We start from the raw sequence: 18,781 nt of genomic DNA, 5'->3' as shown, positions 1-18,781 counted from the left end.
TGGGTAAAGCGACCGGACGGAAAAGGAAATGCAGGATCGACGAAAAACGCGTTCGATGCCGGGGTGATTTCTATCTTTTGTAGGGGTTCGGGTCGTTCACCTTTTTAGTTATCGCACCTGAAACGGTTTAGCGCAACCGTTTGCGGGGTGTTTGCCTGCGACATTGCGCCCGGTTGTCAGGCCTCTGGCCACCATGGGGCGGGGCCTTTAGGCACATGAAAAAAACTGCCGCGGTTGTGTCATTTTTCGTAGCGCGCCAGGTATCGCATCGCACGTGAGGGGGCGATTACCCTGCGGGATCAGCCATGGAGGGCAGACGCATGAACGGCAATCGCAGAGCGTTTTCGCTGCGTACGGGGCGCTTTAGCGAGCGCGGGCAGATCTATGTGGTCACGACGGTCACCGAGGGTCGACTAGCGCATTTCGAGGACTTGCAGCTCGGTCGCTTGCTGGTAAAGGAAATGCGCGCGGCTGAACAGGCGGGGCGGTTGTCGTCGCTGGCGTGGGTGGTGATGCCTGATCATTTGCATTGGCTCTTCGAGCTGCGCACCGGATCGTTGGGCGACGTGGTCGGGCGCGTCAAGGCGCGCAGTGGTTACGCGATCAACACGCGGCTGGCGTTACAGGGGCCGTTGTGGCAGAAGGGGTATTACGACCGCGCGCTGCGCAAGGAAGAAGATCTCAGGCAAGCCGCCCGGTACATCATTGCCACTCCGCTGAGTGCAGGGTTGGTCCAGCGTGTAGCCGACTACCCCCTCTGGGATGCCGTATGGCTGTAGCAGTGGACCCGGCCGCGTCCAGGGCGCCGCGCAGTCTCAGGCACACCGCATGCACCCCGACGCGGCCAGGTCCGCTGCTACGCGGGATGGGCTTTACGCTGGCATGCCAGCGCACTCAAGGCTATCGCCAATCCTGCCACGCCGAATACCCACGGTGCCGAGGTGACCGGCAGCAATACGCCGGCCAGCAATGGCCCTAGCCCCGCGCCTACGTCGCGCCAGACCGCATTGGACGCCAGGGCCTGCACGCGCGCTGGCCCCGGGTTGCGCTCGGCCACCAATGTCGCCACCAGCGGCAGTTGCAAGGCACGCAATACCAGTACGGCGGCACCGCCGACGATCACCCAGTGGTTGCCAAACACGCTCAAGGCCACAGCACTACTGATGGAAAACACCAGCAGCATCGCCGTCGCCCCAAAACGCTGCGCCGCCCACCCGCCCAACGGGCTGAGCAACAGTTCGGACAGGTAGCGCAGGCCCATCAGAACCCCGGCGATCATCATGGCGTCGCCGCCCAGTACCTTCTGCGCCTGCAAGGACAGGCCGAATATGAACAGCCCGTCCAGCGCCACGCCTTCGATGAAGGACCACACCGCCACGCTGTCGGGCTTCTTGAAGCGCTTGCCACCCGCCTGCAAGGCATGGGGCTGCTGCGGCAGGCGTCGGGCAACGAAGAAGCCCAGGGTGCAAGTGCCGGCAAGAATGAAGAAAATCGCCCGCGGCCCTAGCCACAGGCTCAAGGCCGCCCCCAGCGGCAAGGCCAGCATGGGCCCGATGGCCGCTAGCGCTCGCGCTCGCCCGGAACGTCGCGCAGCACCTGCCGGTTCATGGGTGGCCATGACCTGGGTAGAAAGGTTGAACGCCGCAAAACACAACCCCCACACCAGGCGCAGCCCCAGCAACCAGGCGAACCCTGACAGCGTGGCGTTGCCCAGCGCGCACAGGGCCGCGGCACCTGCCGCGATCATGCTGGTGAGGCGGTCGCCCTTGCGCGCATAGAACTGCACCACCTGGCTGTAGCCGACAATCCGCACCAGGCGGTTGGCCGCCAGCAGAATACCGGCCTGGGCCAGGCTGATGCCGAAGGCCTGGGGCTGCATGGGCAGGAGCAAATAAAGCAACACGTCACTGGGCAGGCACAGGGCCATGACCGTGGCGGCGAGGCGGGATTGTCGATCGGCGATCTGCGAAACGCTGGGCACTGCGCTCTCCACCCGGGGAAGGGGGAGCCATCATGCCGTGGGGAAGTGGATCCGGGCAAGCCTGGCGGCCTGCCCGGTACCCGGTCAGAAGATGTAATCGGTGGTCAGGAAGTTCGACTTGCGATCGTGAATGATATCGCTGATCAACGTCTTGTTGGCGTCCTGGAACTTGGTCGCCACCAGCGTGCGGATCGAGAAGGTGCGCAGGGCGTCGAACACCGACAGGGTGCCTTCGGCCGAGTTCTTGCGGCCGTTGAACGGGTAGGTGTCCGGGCCGCGCTGGCACTGCGCGTTGATGTTGATGCGGCCCACCTGGTTGGCGAACAGGTCCACCAGCTTGCCGACCTGGGTAGCGTCGGTGCCGAAGATGCTCGCTTGCTGGCCGAAGTCCGACTCCAGCACGTAGTCGATCACCGTTTCCAGGTCACGGAACGGCACGATCGGTACCACGGGGCCGAATTGTTCTTCCTGGTAGACGCGCATCTGCGGGGTGACCGGGAACAGTACCGCAGGGTAGAAGAACGAACCCCGAATGGCGCCGCCATTGGGGTTCACGACCTTGGCGCCATGGGCCTCGGCGTCCTTGACCAGCGCCGACAGGTAGTCGGTCTTGCCTTGCTCCGGCAGCGGCGTCAACGACACGCCCGGTTCCCACGGCATGCCGGATTTCAGCGCGGCGAGTTTCTGGTTGAATTTCTCGATGAAACTGCCCACCACGTTCTCGTGCACGAACAGGATCTTCAACGCGGTGCAGCGCTGGCCGTTGAACGACAGCGAGCCGGTGATGGCTTCGTTAACGGCGTTGTCCAGGTCTACCTCGGGCAGCACGATGCCAGGGTTCTTGGCGTCCAGGCCCAGGGCCGAGCGCAGGCGGTGTGGCTTGGGGTGCAGTTTCTTCAGGTCGCTGGCGGCCTTGTGGGTGCCGATGAAAGCGAAGATGTCGATCTTGCCACTGGCCATCAGCGCGCTGACGGTCTCGCGGCCGCTGCCGTAGATGACGTTGATGACACCGGCAGGGAAGCTGTCGCGGAAGGCTTCCAGCAACGGACGAATCAGCAGCACGCCGAACTTGGCCGGTTTGAACACCACGGTGTTGCCCATGATCAGCGCCGGGATAAGGGTGGTGAAGGTCTCGTTCAGCGGGTAGTTGTAGGGGCCCATGCACAGCGCCACACCCAGCGGCACGCGGCGGATCTGGCCCAGGGTGTCCTGTTCCAGCTCGAAGCGGCTGGACTTGCGATCGACGTCCTTCAAGGCATTGATGGTATCGACGATGTAGTCGCAGGTGCGGTCGAACTCTTTCTGCGAGTCCTTGAGGTTCTTGCCGATTTCCCACATCAACAGGTTGACCACCGCGTCGCGCTGTTCACGCATGCGCGCCAGGAAACCTTCGACGTGGCGGATACGCTCGGCCACCCGCAGGTTCGGCCAGGCGCCGCGGCCCTTGTCGTAAGCGCGCACGGCGGCGTCCAGGGCGGTTAGGGCGGTGTCGGCATCGAGCAGCGGTGTGCTGCCCAGAATGACCTGTTGATCACCCTCGGGGGTATTCAGGAAGATCGGGCTGCGCACGGTGGCCAAGGGGCCATCCCAGCGACGCAGTTCGCCGTCCACCAGGTAATCGCGTTGCTCGACCTGGCCGCTCAGGCGGTACTGTTCGGGGATATCCGCTGCTGTGGGGTACAGACTGCTCAGTGGATCTTGGCTCATGACGCTACCTCCATGGATGAACGGTGACAAAGGATTCAGCATAGCGCTATTGGTTGCGGGCTGAAACGTGTCAGCTCCAAATTTGGTCGGGTTTTTTCAGTGTGCACTCGGGTGGTGCGTGCCCCGGCCTGCTACCATGCCCCCGCACCGCACCCACGAGGAACCTCCCGTTTTGCCTGATATCCCCGCCCTTGACCCGCTGCCAGATGTGCGCAACCCCCTGGTGCAGTACCTGGCCCGCCTGGTGCCTTCCAGCCAGTTGACCATGAAATACGTGCTGCAGGACGCGTCCGACCGCTTGGGTTTCGCCGACACCGACATCCGCGACGTGCCATGGCACGTGTTGCAGCCTGGCCACATCACCGGGCTGGTGGCCGCCTTGCGCGAGGACGGTTACGCGCCCAACACCTCGTCACTGTACGTCAACGCCATACGTGGGGTGATGAACGAAGCCTGGCGCCTGAGTCTGATCGACCAGGACCACCTGCTCAAGATGCGCTCGGTCAAGCCCGCCGCCGGCACACGCCTGAGCCAGGGGCGTAACCTCAAGCGCACGCTGATCCGCGAACTGATGGACGTCTGCGCCGCCGACCCCCGCCCCCAGGGCCTGCGCGATGCGGCCGTGATCGCCATCCTGTACGGCTCGGGCATGCGCAAGTCCGAGTCGGTGAACCTCGACCTGGCGCAGGTCGACTTCAGCGAGCGCAGCCTGCAGGTGACGGGCAAGGGCAACAAGCAACTGATCAAGTACGCCCCGGCCTGGGCCTTTGAAAAGCTCAACGCCTGGCTGGCCTACCGTCGTGAGCACCTGGGGGAGGGCGAGCAGGACGACAGCTTCCTGTTCAACCGCATCCGCCGGGGCAGCCACATCACCCGCGAGCGCATCACCAAGCACGCCATCTATTACATTGCCCGCCAGCGTGGGACGCAGGTGGGGGTGAAGATCATGCCACACGACTTTCGACGCTCGTTCATTACCCGGGTGATCGAAGAGCACGACCTGTCGATCGCGCAGAAACTGGCGCATCACACCAATATCCAGACCACGGCCAACTACGACGTACGCGATGACAACGAGCGGCGGCGGGCGGTGGATCGGTACGACTTGTGATCCGTGAGCGTAGCTAGCCGGGGAAAATCCCTGTTGCGGTGAGCACGCGGGAGCGCGGTGCATGCTTCGCTAGCAAGCTGTGCTCCAACAGGCCCGGGATCTCAGTGAGCATCGGCTGAGGGCGTTGCGGGCGGCACGACCTTGCGCATCAACGGCACCATCGCCGTGGCCACTATGAAGCACACCATGATTACCAGAAAGGCATCGGCATAGGTTTGCGTCTGCGCCTCGCGGTAGGTCAGGTTCCACAACTGCCTGAGCGCCGCCGGGTTGCCTTCCAGGCCCATCTGCCCCAAGCTGGCCCCCACGTTGCTCAGCCACTGGTTGAGGTTTTCGTTGGTGCTGTTCAAGTGTTCCGCCAGCCGGGTGAAATGCAGGTTGGTGCGGTCATTGAGGAGGGTTGCGCAGGCCGCGATGCCGATCGCGCCACCCAGGTTGCGCATCAGGTTGAACAGCCCCGAGGCCTGCTTGAGCCGTGATTGGGCCAAGGCCCCCAGGGTCAGGGTCACCGTGGGCGGCACTGCCAACTGCTGGGCCATGCCGCGTAAGGCCTGGGGCAATAGCAGCTCCTTGGCGCCCCAGTCATGGGTGATGGGCGAGAAGTCCCACATGGACAAGGCAAACAACCCAAGGCCGGCCATCATGATCCAGCGCAGGTCCACGCGGTTGGCCAGGAACGCGTACACAGGGATCGACAGAATCTGGAACACCCCGGTTGAAAACACCGCCAGGCCAATGTCCAGGGCGCTGTAGCCGCGCACCCGGCCAAGAAACAGCGGCGTCAGGTAGATGGTGGCAAACAGGCCGATACCGGTGACAAACGAGAAAAAGCACCCCAGGGCGAAATTGCGCTCGCCCAGGGCGCGCAGGTCTACCACCGGGTTGCTCACCGACAACGTGCGGCCAATGAACGCCAGGGCCGCCAGCCCTGACACCCAGGCGGTGATCAGGATGGTGCTGTCACTGAACCAGTTCCACCGCGGGCCTTCCTCCAGGGTGTATTCCAGGCAGCCGAGGAACAGCGCCATGAACACCATGCTCAGGTAGTCGGCGCCCTTGAGCAGGCGCAAGTCCGGCTCGTCGATGCGCACCAGCATCGGCACTGCCACGGCGACGAAAATGCCGGGCACCAGGTTGATATAGAACAGCCAATGCCAGGAGTAATGGTCAGTGATCCAGCCACCGATGGTCGGCCCCAGGGTTGGCGCCAGGGAGGCGATGGCGCCGATGGTGGCGGCGGCGATGACCTTCTGCTTGCCGGTGAAGAAAAAGAACGCGGTAGTGAACACCAATGGGATCATCGACCCCCCGAGAAAACCCTGCAGGGCACGAAAGGCGATCATGCTCTGGATGTTCCAGGCCATGCCGCACAGCAGGCTCGACAGCGTGAACCCCACCGCCGACGCACAGAACAGCCAGCGCGTGGAGAATACCCGTGACAGCCAGCCCGACAGCGGAATGACGACGATCTCCGCGATCAGGTAGCTGGTTTGTACCCAGGCCGTCTCGTCGGCGCCGGCCGACAGCCCGCCGCCGATGTCGCGCAGCGAGGCGGAGACGATCTGGATATCCAGCAGAGCGATGAACATGCCCACGCACATGGCGGCGAAGGCGAAGACTTTTTGCCCGGTGGGCATCGAGGCGGGGTCGAAGGGTAGGGTGCGTGTCATAGCGAGGGCCATGGAATAGGATGCAAGACATCATATTATGACCATAATACTATCGTGTCCAGCGCCGCTTTAGGCCGGAAGGAAAGTGGAGTGCCCCTGCTTCATCCGCCGGGGGAACGGCCCGGAATCGTCACAATTAAACTTGATATGTAAGTGTAATGATTGGGCTGCGCTTGCAGTTCCTGAAAATGTTAATACGGTAATTGCGAAGGTTCTTTGACTTCGCTACGATCAATTAAAGTTATTGCGTGGCCTCGTCTTTTTTGTTCTTGAAAGGAGAGCGTCTCATGTCCAGAGTAAAGGCCTTGGACTCACAAGCAGTTTCCTGGCAAAGGTTGATTTATTTCAAAGTACGCTACATGGATGATACTCAGCCCCACGGGGAGTGGCCGCTCTTCAGGAATGGCAACCAGCGTATACGCGTGAAAATATCGTTTCTTGCAGTCGATGCTGCGAATATTCCTGTTGAGATTCCAGCTGCGCAGATCCACGCCAACCTGACGCTAGTCAATTATGAAGGGGGTACTGCACCTGTCCATGTCGGACCTGCATTTGTCGATGGCTGGTCAGCTACCATAGACGGTCCCAATCAGGGGCGGTTTCAGTATGGCGAAGGATTCATCCGCCAAACTTCGATCCCAGGGCGTGTTGGAGACGTGGATATAAAGCCGCTACCCCCGGGCTATCTGCATAACATTGTTGTTCAGGAGATGCAGGCGGGTAGTGAACAGATTGGACGGCTGGAAGCGTTGAAGGCCGCCGTGGGCACACAGGGAACCCCAGGTCCTGATACAGCGGAACAGCTCGATCAGATCCAGGCTGAGCTGGCGGGTACCAATAGTCGGCTGTTGGAGTTGCAACAGCTATCGGAAGTGAAAGCCGACGAACCACCTGAGACGGAAACGTACCGGCTGAATGGCATTGACTACGCCCTTCAAGGCCATATTCTGCATGTCGCGACCACCAGTACCACGTCCAGAACACTGGCGGCACGGTTCGTCAACGGGAACATCAGCTTCATTACCAATACACATACCATTAGCGACCCCGTGGGTGAGGGGGTGGGTGGGAAGTTCAACAGTTCAGTCAAGATCATCCCTTATGCACCGCTGGACCCACCGAAGGCTGCATATGGACTTGAAGAGCTGAGTATGGGTAATGATACATACCAGACCTACATCAGTTGTATTGTGCAGGGGCAGGAGGTCAAGTTTCTGTCGATACTTTATGAGGGGAGTATTAATTGGTCAATCACGCGTCACAATGGCGAATATAACAACTGGGAGTGGGGTTTCACGTTTTGTGGCCAGCCCGGTAGCACGATTCGCGGGCAGAACATGCAACCTTACCTATGCCGAGCCGGTAGCAATGTGTACCGAAATATTTACGATTACATGGCCTATTCGATCAAGAAGCCGCGAGAGGGTCAGCCGGTTATTGCCGAACGGCTTGGCAAAGACCACAGCCGCTTTTACTGGGCCGTAGGCGGCAATCCCGCTGAGTACCCCACGAAAAATCTTGAAGTGGTCGACGTGCATGGAAATGTCCATCGTGTGCGTGCTCATTTTCAAGGTGCGAAGGGTTTCCAGTTCGTCTACATCGATAAGTACTGATCACTACAACCCAGCAGGTGAAAACCATGACAAGCCCCAATACCCCAGACCCTCAATGGCGCTTGACAGCACTTGAACTTGAGGTTTTAGGGGCCATGGCTTTATACGCCAACGGCAATCAACAGGTTGTGATTCAGGTCTACCTGAAAGCTGTAGTTGGCGCGCCCGAAGACTTGGACCCTGTGGAGGTTGAACTGACCGCCCAGGAGGTAGCAAGGCTGCAGATATTCACGTTCGAAACCGAGCAACCCGTTGGCTGGGATCAGTCCGGTCCGGGTTGGTCTGTTTCCATGGTTGCTAAAGGATATGATCCTTTTCCGGCAGCCGCAGTCGAACCATTTGTTCGTAGCAGCCCTTCGCGAGTGGGTGGCCAATACTGGCGGTTTTACCTGTCAGGGTTTAGGAACGCAGATGTGGTGCCGGGTGTGCCCAGCCGTTTTGTTCTGTCGGTGCGCGGTGACAACGGTATTCGCTACCTTTCCAACGGCAAGTTCTGGGACGCCGAAGGTAAGCGTAACGACCGACGTGCCTTCACATCGTCCGTCAACATTACCCCGGTCAAGACACCGGACTACCTTGCCGACAATTTCCGGTTGAGCAAGACGCAACTGGCATTCGGAACGCTGGACTCGTCGTCCGCGGAACCATCCGATCCTGTCGCCAGTTTCATGTTTGTCCTTTCGCTGGTAGTGGACGGCGAGGTAATCAGGGTGCGGCACTTGACGAGCGAGCCGGCCGGGATGATCCAGTGGTATCGTAATTTTCCCGGTGAGTCATTTGCCTCTTACACGGGCTTTGCCGGGCCGCAGGACACTGCATTCCAATGGAACACAAATATCGGGCAGGGCAATTCGCAACCCCCTTTGCTACCGCCTTCGCAACGGGGCAAAGCCATGCTGGTCCTCGCAGGACGCGTCGATATTCCCTACACGCCCAACCAACCGGGTGGTCCCTGCGCGTTGAGCATCATTGATGCTAACGGCAACAGCCATCATCTCAATGCGCAATTTGCTGACACATCGCCATCGGGGCGCTGGGAATTGACGCTGACCGATTGACCCGTCTGGAGCTGTCATGAAAGGCATTGCACAGGGTGCGGAAGGGCTTCACTCCAATGCGCTGAATTTCGTCAGCGCCCAGGTCGACCCTCGCACAGGTCAGTTTGGCGCGGCCATCAATCTTCCGGTGGGGGCGGCGAACGCGCTGAAGGGGCCTTCTCCTGCTTTGGCAATAGGTTTCAATGCCTTGCTGCCCGCTTCTCAAGGTTTCGGCAATGGCTGGCAGTTGGGACTCAGCCAATGGCATAGCCGTACGCGCAGGCTGTCATTGTCCACCGGTGAATCATACATAACCCTGCCGGGGGCCGAAGAGGAGTTCGAGTTCGTTGATTGCAAGTTGCCTTCGTTCAGACTACTGACCGAAGGCGCGGGCCAGTTGAAGATCCTGCACAAGACCGGACTGATCGAGTACCTTGCCAGCGGTGCCACCGAAATCTATCGCACGGTGGCCTTGCGCTCCCCTGAAGGCCACAGGGTCCGCCTGGAGTACACGGCAGGTGGCGAGCCACGCCTTGAACGGATGATCGATGACAGTGGGAGCGTGCTGTTGCACATCACTTACTCCGACGGTGGTGCATCGGTAAGGTTGTTCCCGGAAGACGACACGCGCGCGGCCATAACCCTGATATTCATGGTTCACGAAGGGCAACTACGCGAAGTGCGGCTACCTGACGATAGCGCCTTCAGCTTCAGCTACCTGAACCATCATAGCGGCCTGCTGCTCTTGCAGTCCTTTACCTGGCCGATGGGAGGCATTCAATGGGTACGTTATGGCGATGACCTGCTGGCTCTGCCGACAGGGGCGCCAATGGCCCACCTGCCCGCAGTCCAGGAGTATTTCCAGGTGCCTGGCGCAAGGCAGCCGGCCAGCGAGTCTTATTTCACCTATAGCTTGAACAATGCCCATGGTTATGGCGCAGTGCAGCGATGGTCGGCCCTTGAGGACAACCTCTATCGTGTTCTCGAAGACTACCGCTACAGCTGCAACGAAATTCAGTACTTGGAAAACAGACCGGTACGAACGATATTTCGCGAATACAACCGTTTCCACCTGCAGACTCATGAAAGGGTGGTCGAGAACGGCCATGTGCGCGAGACGTTGACCCAGTACTACGACCGTCCCACCTTGCCCTTCGCCCAGCAGCCCGCCTATTTTCAGCTACCTGAACGCATAGCCACCCGCTATTGGACTGCCGGAGATGAGACGTTGGTCCGCGAGCAGATCGAGCAGTACCGCTATGATGATTCAGGCAACCTGATCTGGGCCTGTGATGCGACGGGACGGGTCGATGAACACCAGTATTTTCCGGTGCACGGCAAGAGCGACGCATGCCCTGCGGATCCGCTGGGGTTCGTTCGCTTCCTCGAAAGCAGCCGGTCCTCTCCTGCCGCTGGTACCCAAGGGCCTATCCGCGTCACGCGGTACTCCTTCACGGTGCTGCCCGCCACTGATGGAGACTTTGACCACGTGGTGCCGCGCGAAACCTGGCGCACTGAAGTCGTCGATGGAGTGGAGCGAGCCATTGACGCGCGCAAGGAACAGTTCGTCATCGGGGGCGAGCATCATGGGCGAATGGCGTGGTACGACGCGATCTGTAACGGGATGACTACTCGTACCGCGTATCACTACTCGTTGGTCAGTGCGCGTCACCAGCCTCTGTTGCTCAGGCCTGTGCCCACTCTGTACACCACGACGATCATCATCGGTTTTGACGGATCGACGCTATCGAGCAGCGAGGCACGCTCGCTGGTCACCAGCCAGCGGGTGCTGGTGAGTCCCGAGGCCGGTAGTGCCCAGGTATTCGACTATGACAGTCTAGGCAGGCGTGTGACCGTAACCCGCGCACCAGGTACGCGTTTCGAGGCTTCCCAGTCGTACATCCACGAGGTCTCTCGGGACGGTAGCAAGCGGACAACGATAGGGCCCACCGGCGTTGTTTCCATCCTGTCGTTCGATGGCCTGGGGCGCGAAATCCAGCGTCAGGAAACCAGTCGGCAAGGTGGGCTCTACCAGGCTTGGGAGGGTACTTACAATGGGTTGGGCCAGTTGGTGAGCAGCGTGGAGCATGAGCCCCAAGTGCCGCAGGTAGACGGCCAGCTTCGGGACCTGCGGCTGGAAACCCGCTATGGCTACGACCATTGGGGGCAACTGGCCAGAACCTATCGCCCGGATGGTGTGGTGGAATGCAGTGACCATGACCCTATCACACGTGTAACCGAGACTTGGTTGGAGGCAGGCGGTAGCATAAGTGAGCACACCACCACCGAAATGGACCTGATGGGGCGTCCACTGTGCATCACCCAACAGCATGGGCACCAGGCAGTCGTGGTCGAGCGCAATGAGTACGACGGGGTAGGGCGCCGGGTGTTGCGCCAGGATGCAGAAGGCAACATCACCCAGTGGGCCTACGATGGATTTGATCGTCAGGTTTCCAGTGAGCTGGGTGACGGCGCGGTGGTCTGCCATACCTATGCTCGCCATGGTCCGGGTGACATGCCCACTGAAATCAGCATCGAGCATTCAACCCTTGGCGCGGGGGCGCGGGTGCTGGGTACTCAAGCATTCGACGGCCTTGGCCGCCCGGTTTCGCGCACGGTGGGCGGGCGTGAGACCCGCTATGAGTACGCTCAGGGTTACACTCAGCCCGAACGCATTATTTCGCCTGGCGGCAGGGTCAGTGGGTGTACCTACGAACCGGCACTTGACCAGGCACTCACGTCGTTCGTTGCACGCCACGGAGCAGGCCCGAGCGAAACCCTGGGTTATGACTACCATCCGCTGCTGGGTGAGCGGGTGTCTGCAACGAATGAATCGGGCACCGACGCTACCGTATACGATCAATGGGGCCAGCTGGAAAGCGAAACGTTTCTTCGCGATCAAGTGTCGTGTAGCCGCTGCTATTACTACAGTGCTGCAGGGCGTCAAGTGGCCCAGTGCGGGATTGATGGCGAGCAGGTCACGCTTCGGTATGACAGGTTCGGAAGGCTGGCTAGCCGGCAGGGCGCTGACGTGACCGTCGCCTATGCCTACGACGAGTATGGACGGGTGGCGGGCGTTCATACCCAGACCACGCAGGCTCCCTGGCGCTCCTTGAGCCAGGCCCTTGAGTTCGACAATGTCGGCCGAGAGATCTGCCGCACGCTTGTCAGCCAAGCTGCCGAGGCAGGGACGACCACTGAAGTGATCCAGCAGGCCTATACGCTCTCCAACAAGCTGCGCGAGCGGTCGTACACAGTGCAAGGCGCCCTGGTGCGCCGGGATACGTTTGCGTACGACGTACGCGGGCGCATGGTCCGTCATGCGAGCAGTGGCAGCGAAGGCCCCAGCGACGCGCAGGGTAACCGCTTTGCTCAACAGGGTTTTACCTTTGATGCAGTGGACAACGTCACAGGACTGGAAACCCAGCTGGTCGACGGGCGATTAAACCACACAACATTCGGGTTCAGTTTTGCTGACCCGACGCAACTGGCGTCGATACGCCACAGCTTGGCCAGCAGTGGCTACCAGCCCGTGGATTTGAGCTACGATCTCGATGGCAACCTGGAACATGACGAGCAGGGCCGGTCATTGACCTATGACGCCCAAGGCCGCTTGGCTTCCGTGGGAATGCCAAGCGGCCCGCGCTGTTACAGGTATGACGCTGCCCGGCATTTGGCAGCCGTGGATGAAGGGGGAGGCACAGCGTACCGCTATTATCACAACAATGTGCTGAGCAATGAGTGTCATGCCGGGACTGGGGGGGATATTCGATATACCCATGCCCATGGCCACGCGGTTGCGCAAAGCCAGTTGGCTAATGCGGTGCGGCAGGTCACTGTGCTGGGCAGCGACAGCCAGGGGTCGGTGCACAGCCAGGTGTCCGATGCCTTGCTTCGCAGTACCTACAACGCCTATGGGGCACAAGCGGTTGAAAGCGGCCCGGCGTTGATCGGGTTTGCCGGCCAGCGGCGTGAGCAGGGTATCGGCTGGTACCTGCTGGGCGGCTACCGCGCCTATAACCCGGTATTGATGCGCTTCCATAGCCCCGATGTGTTCAGCCCGTTCGACAAGGGTGGGCTCAACGCATATGCCTATTGTTCAGGTGACCCTGTCAACCGTGTCGATCCCCACGGCACCGCCTGGTGGAAATGGCTGGTGGCGGGGGTGGGCACAGCCCTGGGGATCATGGGTACGGTGCTGACGGTGGGGGCCTCGGTTGTGCTGATGGGGGCCATGGTGGCTGGCGGGATATCGCTGACCCTGGCGTCGGCCACGACCATCGGGGCAGCCGGGCTGGGCGTCATTTCCATGTGGGTTGGTATTGCCAGCCTTTCGATGGAGGCTGCAAAGATGGACGGCAAAGCGGGAGAGATACTGGGGTGGGTGGCGCTGGGGACGGGGCTAGCGTCGCTGGGGCTTGATAAAGCGGGGGGTAAACTGGCGTCGTCGGCCATAGCAGCCGTTGATGATGTAGCCGACATGCCCCGCGACATGGGCAAGGTCTTCAACCAGGAAGAGGGAATCTACTTCACGTCGAAGATGTATGGCTCCGGGTTGGCCTACAACACGCATGGCTTGCCAGATCATACGCTGATGAATCAAGCCGGAGTCATGGTAAGGCCTGAAGCGGTGGCAGCGGAAATTGCAACAGAAATTTCCCAGGTTGTTCCTGCTCCTGGCCCTCACGAGCCTTTAACGCTCATCGCCTGTTATGGCGCCAACGGTGGCGCAAACAGCCCAGCCAAAGCGGTTGCAAACTATTTGGAGCGGCCTGTGATCGCATACCACGATGTAATAGGGGCCCCCGGCGTCAGGTCGATGGAAATGCCTAAGGGGCAACGGTTTCAGCTTTCCAATGGGGAGGTGTTCTCCAACAATATCACTCGGTCCGGCCCAAAAGTGCACGCGGCGGCAGCTCACGCCAAACAGCACGGCCGCCGGCCACCCACATTGAAACGTGCGACGCCCTATCGATTTTTACCCGACAATTGGGATTGGGAGGCGTTCCCTGACGGGTAGATGACGCAGTCCTGTGCCCGTCGAGCGTGCCCCGTCTCACTGGGCACTGGCCTGTCCCTGATGAACAGCCACCCCCTCCCGCGTATCCACCTCGGCCGTCACCGACAACCCCGGCCGCAGTTGCCCCAATTGTCCATCCACCGGGTCCAGCAGAATCCGCACCGGCACCCGTTGAACGATCTTGGTGAAGTTGCCCGTGGCGTTCTCCGGCGGCAGCACGCTGAATTGTGCGCCGGTGGCCGGCGCCAGGCTGTCCAGGTGGCCGTGGAAGACCTTGCCGGGCAGTATGTCGGCGCGCACCTCCACGCGTTGGCCGGCCTGCATGGCCGCCAACTGGTCCTCCTTGAAGTTGGCGTCAACCCACAGGCCGTTGGCGGGCACCACGGCCAGCAACTGGGTGCCAGCCGCGGCGTAGGCGCCAACGCGCGCCCGACGGTTGCCCACCACGCCGTCCACCGGGGCGCGCAGTTCGGCGTAGCCGAGATTGAGGCGGGCCATGTCCAGGTCGGCGTCAGCCTGTTGCAGGGCCGCGCGCGCCTGCTGTTTCTGGGTGTCGATCACTTGCACCTGGCGCTGGGCGGCCAGCAGTTGCGCCTGGGCGCGGGCGCTGTTGGCCTGGGCGGTCTTGAAGGTGGCGTCCACCTGCTGGGCGTCCTGCAGGGACACCGCCGAGGATTTGGACAGCGTCTGATAGCGCAGGTTGTCGTTGCGCGAGCGCACCTGTTCGGCGGCGGCCACGGTGATGCCGGCATTGGCCTGGTCGATCACCGCTTGCTGCAAGCGTTCGGTGGCGTCGAGGTTGGCCAGCAGCGCCTGTTGCGCGGCCACCGCACCCTGGGCCTTGGCCAGGGCGGCGCGGTAGTCACGGTCATCGATCTTCACCAGCAGGTCGCCCGCCTTGACCCGCTGGTTGTCGGTGACCGCCACCTGGGCAATGTAACCCGAGACCTTGGGGCCCACCACCGTGGTGTTGGCGCCGATGTAGGCATCGTCAGTGCTTTGCACAAAGCGGCCGGTCAACCACCAGTGGCTGCCATACCAGGCCAGCAGCGCCAGGGCCAGCAGGGCACCCACGGTTAACAGCAGGCGTTTGCGGGCCTTGCTCGGGGCAGGGGTGACAGGCGTGTCGGCGGCGGCAAGGCTGGTCATGGCGAGGGTCCATGGATGGGCTGATGAGCGTAATATTATGATCATAATATCAAGCCGTCCAGCACTGCTTTTCCATAAACAAAAGGCATGGCACCCACAAACGAATGCATTTTTCCCCTCCGTCCACCCATGCGACCCTCGAACGCAATAAAAACAACAACGAGGAGCCGCCATGAAATGGTTCGGCAAGCTGTACATCCAGGTGCTGATCGCGATGGCCCTGGCCATAGCCCTGGGGCTGCTGGCGCCAGACGTCGCCGTGCAGATGAAACCCCTTGGCACCGCCTTCATCGCCCTGTTGAAGATGCTGCTGGGGCCGATCATCTTCTTCACCGTGGTCCACGGCATCGCCCACATCGGCGACTTTCGTCGGCTGGGGCGCATCGGTATCAAGACCCTGGTGTATTTCGAGGTGGTCAGCACCCTGGCCATGCTCACCGGCTTCGTGGTGGTGTCGCTGGTACGCCCCGGTGACGGGCTGCACCTGCACATGGCCGATACCCTGACCGGGGACGCCGCAGGACAGAGCGCTGCGCTGGCAGCCGACAGCTTCAGCCTGAGCCACTTCATGCTGTCGATCATTCCGCGCACCTTGGGCAGCGCCTTCGTCGACGGTGACATCCTGCCGGTGCTGTTTGTCTCGCTGCTGGTGGGCGTGGCCCTGGCCCAGTGCGCCAAGCCCGACTGGGTGGGCATGCGCTTGCTCAATGAAGGCCAGACCGTCATTTTCAAACTGCTGGGCTATATCATGCGCCTGTCACCCCTGGGGGCGTTCGGCGCCATGGCCGCGGCGGTGGGCAGCTACGGGCATTCGACGCTGTTGTACCTGCTGCGCTATATCCTCACCTATTACGCCAGTGTGCTGATTTTCATTTTCCTGATCCTGGGCAGCGTAGCGGCGCTGGCTGGCTTTTCGCTGCTCAAGATTCTGCGGGTGATCAAGGATGAAGCCATCATCGCCATGGGCACCGCGTCCAGCGAAGCGGCGTTTCCCCGGCTGGTGGACAAGCTCAAGCACGCCGGCTGCGACGAGGCGGTGGTGGGCTTCGTGCTGCCGGCCGGCTACAGCTTCAACATCGATGGCGCCTGTCTGTACATGGCCTGCGGCCTGGGGTTCCTGGCCCAGGCCACGGACACCTCGCTGTCGCTGGGGCAGCAACTGAGCCTGCTGGGCGTCATGCTGCTGACCTCCAAGGGCGGCGCCGGCTCGGCTGGCGGGGCGGTCATCAAGCTGGCCGCCACCCTGCAGACGGTGCGCGTGCTGCCCATGGGCGCGGTAGGGCTGCTGTTCGGCATCGACCGGGTGCTGGCCATCGCCACGTCGACCACCAACGTGATCGGTAACAGCGTTGCGGTGTTCGTCATCTGCCGCTGGGAAAAGCTTTTCGATCGCCAGCGCTTCGACGCTTACCTTGCCTCCCCTGACCGCGCCTGCGCGGTACCGCTTGCCACCTTGCCAGAGAGTTCAAAATGAAAGATCACAGCCTTCGCATCGCGTTGATCGGCTTCGGAGAAGCCGGCGGCATCCTCGGCCATGACCTGGCCGCCCAAGGCCTTGAGGTGCGGGCCTATGACCGCCTGGGCGAGCCCCTGCGCGCCAAGGCCGTGGCCTCGGGTGTAGCGTGGTGCGCCAGCGCCGCCGACGCCATGGCCGGCGCCGACCTGATCATCAGTGCCGTGACCGCCGGCTCTGCCTTGGGGGTGGCTGAGCAGGTGGCCGCGCTGATGACGCCCGAACAGGTGTTCATGGACATCAACTCGGTGGCGCCGAACACCAAGCGCACCGCCTGCCACGCCGTGAATGCCGCGGGTGGGCGCTACCTGGACGCCGCCGTCATGGCGCCGGTGCCGCCGCAGCGCTTGCAGACGCCGATACTGCTGGGCGGTGAGCCGGCGGAACAAGTGGCGGCCTGGCTCACGCCCCTGGGCTTCAACGTGCGGGTGGTGGCGGACGACATTGGCGTGGCGTCGGCCATCAAGATGTGCCGCAGCGTGATGATCAAGGGCCTGGAAGCCCTGACCACCGAATGCCTGGCCACCGCCCGCCAATACGGCGCCGAAGACGCCGTGCTGGCCTCGCTGCACAAGAGTTTTCCGAGCATGGGTTGGGACGCTGAGCTGCCGCATTACCTGGTCAGCCGCGTGGCCGAGCATGGCCGCCGGCGTGCCGAGGAAATGGAAGAAGTGGCCAAGACCGCCGCTGACGTCGGCGTGACGCCACACATGAGCCAGGCCATCGTCGCCACCCAGCGCGGGCTGGTGGAGCGCATGGCGCAGCAGGGGCTGACCTATGCCGACACGCTGCCGTTCGACTGGACGCGGCTGGTGGACACCCTGGAGGCAACGCGGCGTTGGTGATGCGGCCCTGCGGCACCCCCAATCACAAGACGAACCAACAGGCGGACCAGGCAATGGCACAGACATAACTGGCCCGAAACAAACGTTGGAGCAGAGCTTGCTCGCGAAGCGCCGCGCGGGCGGCGCACGGTCTCAAGGGCGCCGGAGAAACCCAAGCCATGCACTTGGTGGCCCTGACCCAATCTCAAGCCAGAAAAACAAGGCGGTCCAGGCAATGGCACAGGCATAACTGGCCCGAAACAAACGTTGGAGCAGAGCTTGCTCGCGAAGCGCCGCGCGGGCGGCGCACGGTCTCAAGGGCGCCGGAAAAACCAAAGCCATGCACCTAGAAGCCCTGATGCAGTCTCAAGCCGGAAAAACAAAGCGGCGAGGCAATGGCACAGGCATAACTGGCCCGAAACAGATGTAGGAGCAGAGCTTGCTCGCGAAGCGCCGCGCGGGCGGCGCACGGTCTCAAGGGCGCCGGAGAACCCCAAGACATGCACCTGGAGGCCCTGACCCAATCTCCAGGCGGACAATCAAGGCGAACCATGCAATGGCACAGACATAACTGGCCCGAAACAGATGTAGGAGCAGAGCTTGCTCGCGAAGCGCCGCGCGGGCGGGCGGCGCACGGTCTCAAGGGCGCCGGAAAAACCCAAGCCATGCACTTGGTGGCCCTGACCCAATCTCAAGCCAAACCCACAAAGCGGTCCAGGCAATGGCACAGACATAACTGGCCCGAAACAGATGTGGGACCGGCCTTGGCCGGGAAGCGCCGCGCGGGCGGCGCACGATCTCAAGGGCGCCGGAGAAACCCAAGCCATGCACTTGGTGGCCCTGACCCAATCTCCAGGCGAACAACCAAGGCGGACCAGGCAATGGCACAGGCATAACTGGCCCGAAACAGATGTAGGAGCGAGGGGGCGCCGAGCCCTTGCTCGCGAAGCGCCGCGCGGGCGGCGCACGGTCTCAAGGGCGCCGGAGAAACCCAAGACATGCACTTGGTGGCCCTGACCCAATCCCAAGCCGAACCAACAAGGCGGACCAGGCAATGGCACAGACATAACTGGCCCGAAACAAACGTTGGAGCAGAGCTTGCTCGCGAAGCGCCGCGCGGGCGGCGCACGGTCGCAAGAGCGCCATTAAACCAAAG

At 61.7% G+C, this 18,781-nt stretch carries 11 protein-coding genes; 7 read left to right on the top strand and 4 right to left on the bottom strand.

What is annotated here, in order from left to right; all coding sequences use genetic code 11:
- Positions 1 to 320 precede the first annotated feature (320 nt).
- Positions 321 to 779 (top strand): REP-associated tyrosine transposase, encoded by a 459-nt coding sequence (locus QBK88_RS08435; protein WP_277961698.1) that lies wholly within the window; start codon positions 321 to 323, stop codon positions 777 to 779.
- Positions 780 to 856: 77 nt separating this feature from the next.
- Here QBK88_RS08435 and QBK88_RS08430 read toward each other — a convergent pair whose 3' ends face one another.
- Together QBK88_RS08430 and QBK88_RS08425 are read right to left on the bottom strand one after the other, a co-directional pair.
- A complete protein-coding gene (locus QBK88_RS08430; protein WP_445764916.1) occupies positions 857 to 1,927 on the bottom strand; it encodes an MFS transporter in 1,071 nt (356 codons plus the stop codon).
- A gap of 138 nt (positions 1,928 to 2,065) precedes the next feature.
- Positions 2,066 to 3,688 (bottom strand): NADP-dependent glyceraldehyde-3-phosphate dehydrogenase, encoded by a 1,623-nt coding sequence (locus QBK88_RS08425; RefSeq protein WP_277961696.1) that lies wholly within the window; start codon positions 3,686 to 3,688, stop codon positions 2,066 to 2,068.
- Positions 3,689 to 3,860: 172 nt separating this feature from the next.
- Here QBK88_RS08425 and QBK88_RS08420 point away from each other — a divergent pair, with 172 nt between their 5' ends.
- Complete coding sequence (locus tag QBK88_RS08420) at positions 3,861 to 4,799, top strand: site-specific integrase (RefSeq protein ID WP_445764912.1); 939 nt, start codon at positions 3,861 to 3,863, stop codon at positions 4,797 to 4,799.
- Between the two features lie 101 nt (positions 4,800 to 4,900).
- On the opposite strand, the gene QBK88_RS08415 is transcribed toward QBK88_RS08420, so the two are convergent.
- A complete protein-coding gene (locus QBK88_RS08415) occupies positions 4,901 to 6,469 on the bottom strand; it encodes a DHA2 family efflux MFS transporter permease subunit (protein ID WP_445764911.1) in 1,569 nt (522 codons plus the stop codon).
- A 287-nt stretch (positions 6,470 to 6,756) separates the two neighbouring features.
- Between QBK88_RS08415 and QBK88_RS08410 the strand changes: the two genes are divergently transcribed.
- The 3 genes from QBK88_RS08410 to QBK88_RS08400 are packed head-to-tail and all read left to right on the top strand — an operon-like array spanning position 6,757 to position 14,139.
- The gene (locus tag QBK88_RS08410; RefSeq protein ID WP_277961694.1) at positions 6,757 to 8,082 is read left to right on the top strand and encodes a hypothetical protein; all 1,326 of its coding nucleotides are present in this window, start codon (positions 6,757 to 6,759) and stop codon (positions 8,080 to 8,082) included.
- A gap of 26 nt (positions 8,083 to 8,108) precedes the next feature.
- Positions 8,109 to 9,140, top strand: a complete 1,032-nt coding sequence (locus tag QBK88_RS08405; RefSeq protein WP_277961693.1) for a hypothetical protein — start codon at positions 8,109 to 8,111, stop codon at positions 9,138 to 9,140.
- A gap of 16 nt (positions 9,141 to 9,156) precedes the next feature.
- Positions 9,157 to 14,139 (top strand): RHS repeat-associated core domain-containing protein, encoded by a 4,983-nt coding sequence (locus tag QBK88_RS08400; RefSeq protein WP_277961692.1) that lies wholly within the window; start codon positions 9,157 to 9,159, stop codon positions 14,137 to 14,139.
- A 36-nt stretch (positions 14,140 to 14,175) separates the two neighbouring features.
- Here QBK88_RS08400 and QBK88_RS08395 read toward each other — a convergent pair whose 3' ends face one another.
- Positions 14,176 to 15,288, bottom strand: a complete 1,113-nt coding sequence (locus tag QBK88_RS08395) for an HlyD family secretion protein (protein WP_277961691.1) — start codon at positions 15,286 to 15,288, stop codon at positions 14,176 to 14,178.
- Between the two features lie 172 nt (positions 15,289 to 15,460).
- On the opposite strand from QBK88_RS08395, the gene QBK88_RS08390 reads away from it, so the two are divergent.
- Complete coding sequence (locus QBK88_RS08390; RefSeq protein ID WP_277961690.1) at positions 15,461 to 16,762, top strand: cation:dicarboxylate symporter family transporter; 1,302 nt, start codon at positions 15,461 to 15,463, stop codon at positions 16,760 to 16,762.
- Positions 16,759 to 17,646, top strand: a complete 888-nt coding sequence (locus tag QBK88_RS08385; protein WP_277961689.1) for a DUF1932 domain-containing protein — start codon at positions 16,759 to 16,761, stop codon at positions 17,644 to 17,646. Before QBK88_RS08390 ends, QBK88_RS08385 begins: the two co-directional genes overlap by 4 nt.
- Positions 17,647 to 18,781: the final 1,135 nt, after the last annotated feature.

This window comes from Pseudomonas sp. RIT-To-2 (assembly GCF_029623465.1).
GTDB lineage: Bacteria > Pseudomonadota > Gammaproteobacteria > Pseudomonadales > Pseudomonadaceae > Aquipseudomonas > Aquipseudomonas silvicola.
The sequence above is the reverse complement of the archived record's forward strand: the minus strand, read 5'-3'. Positions and strand labels throughout refer to the sequence as shown.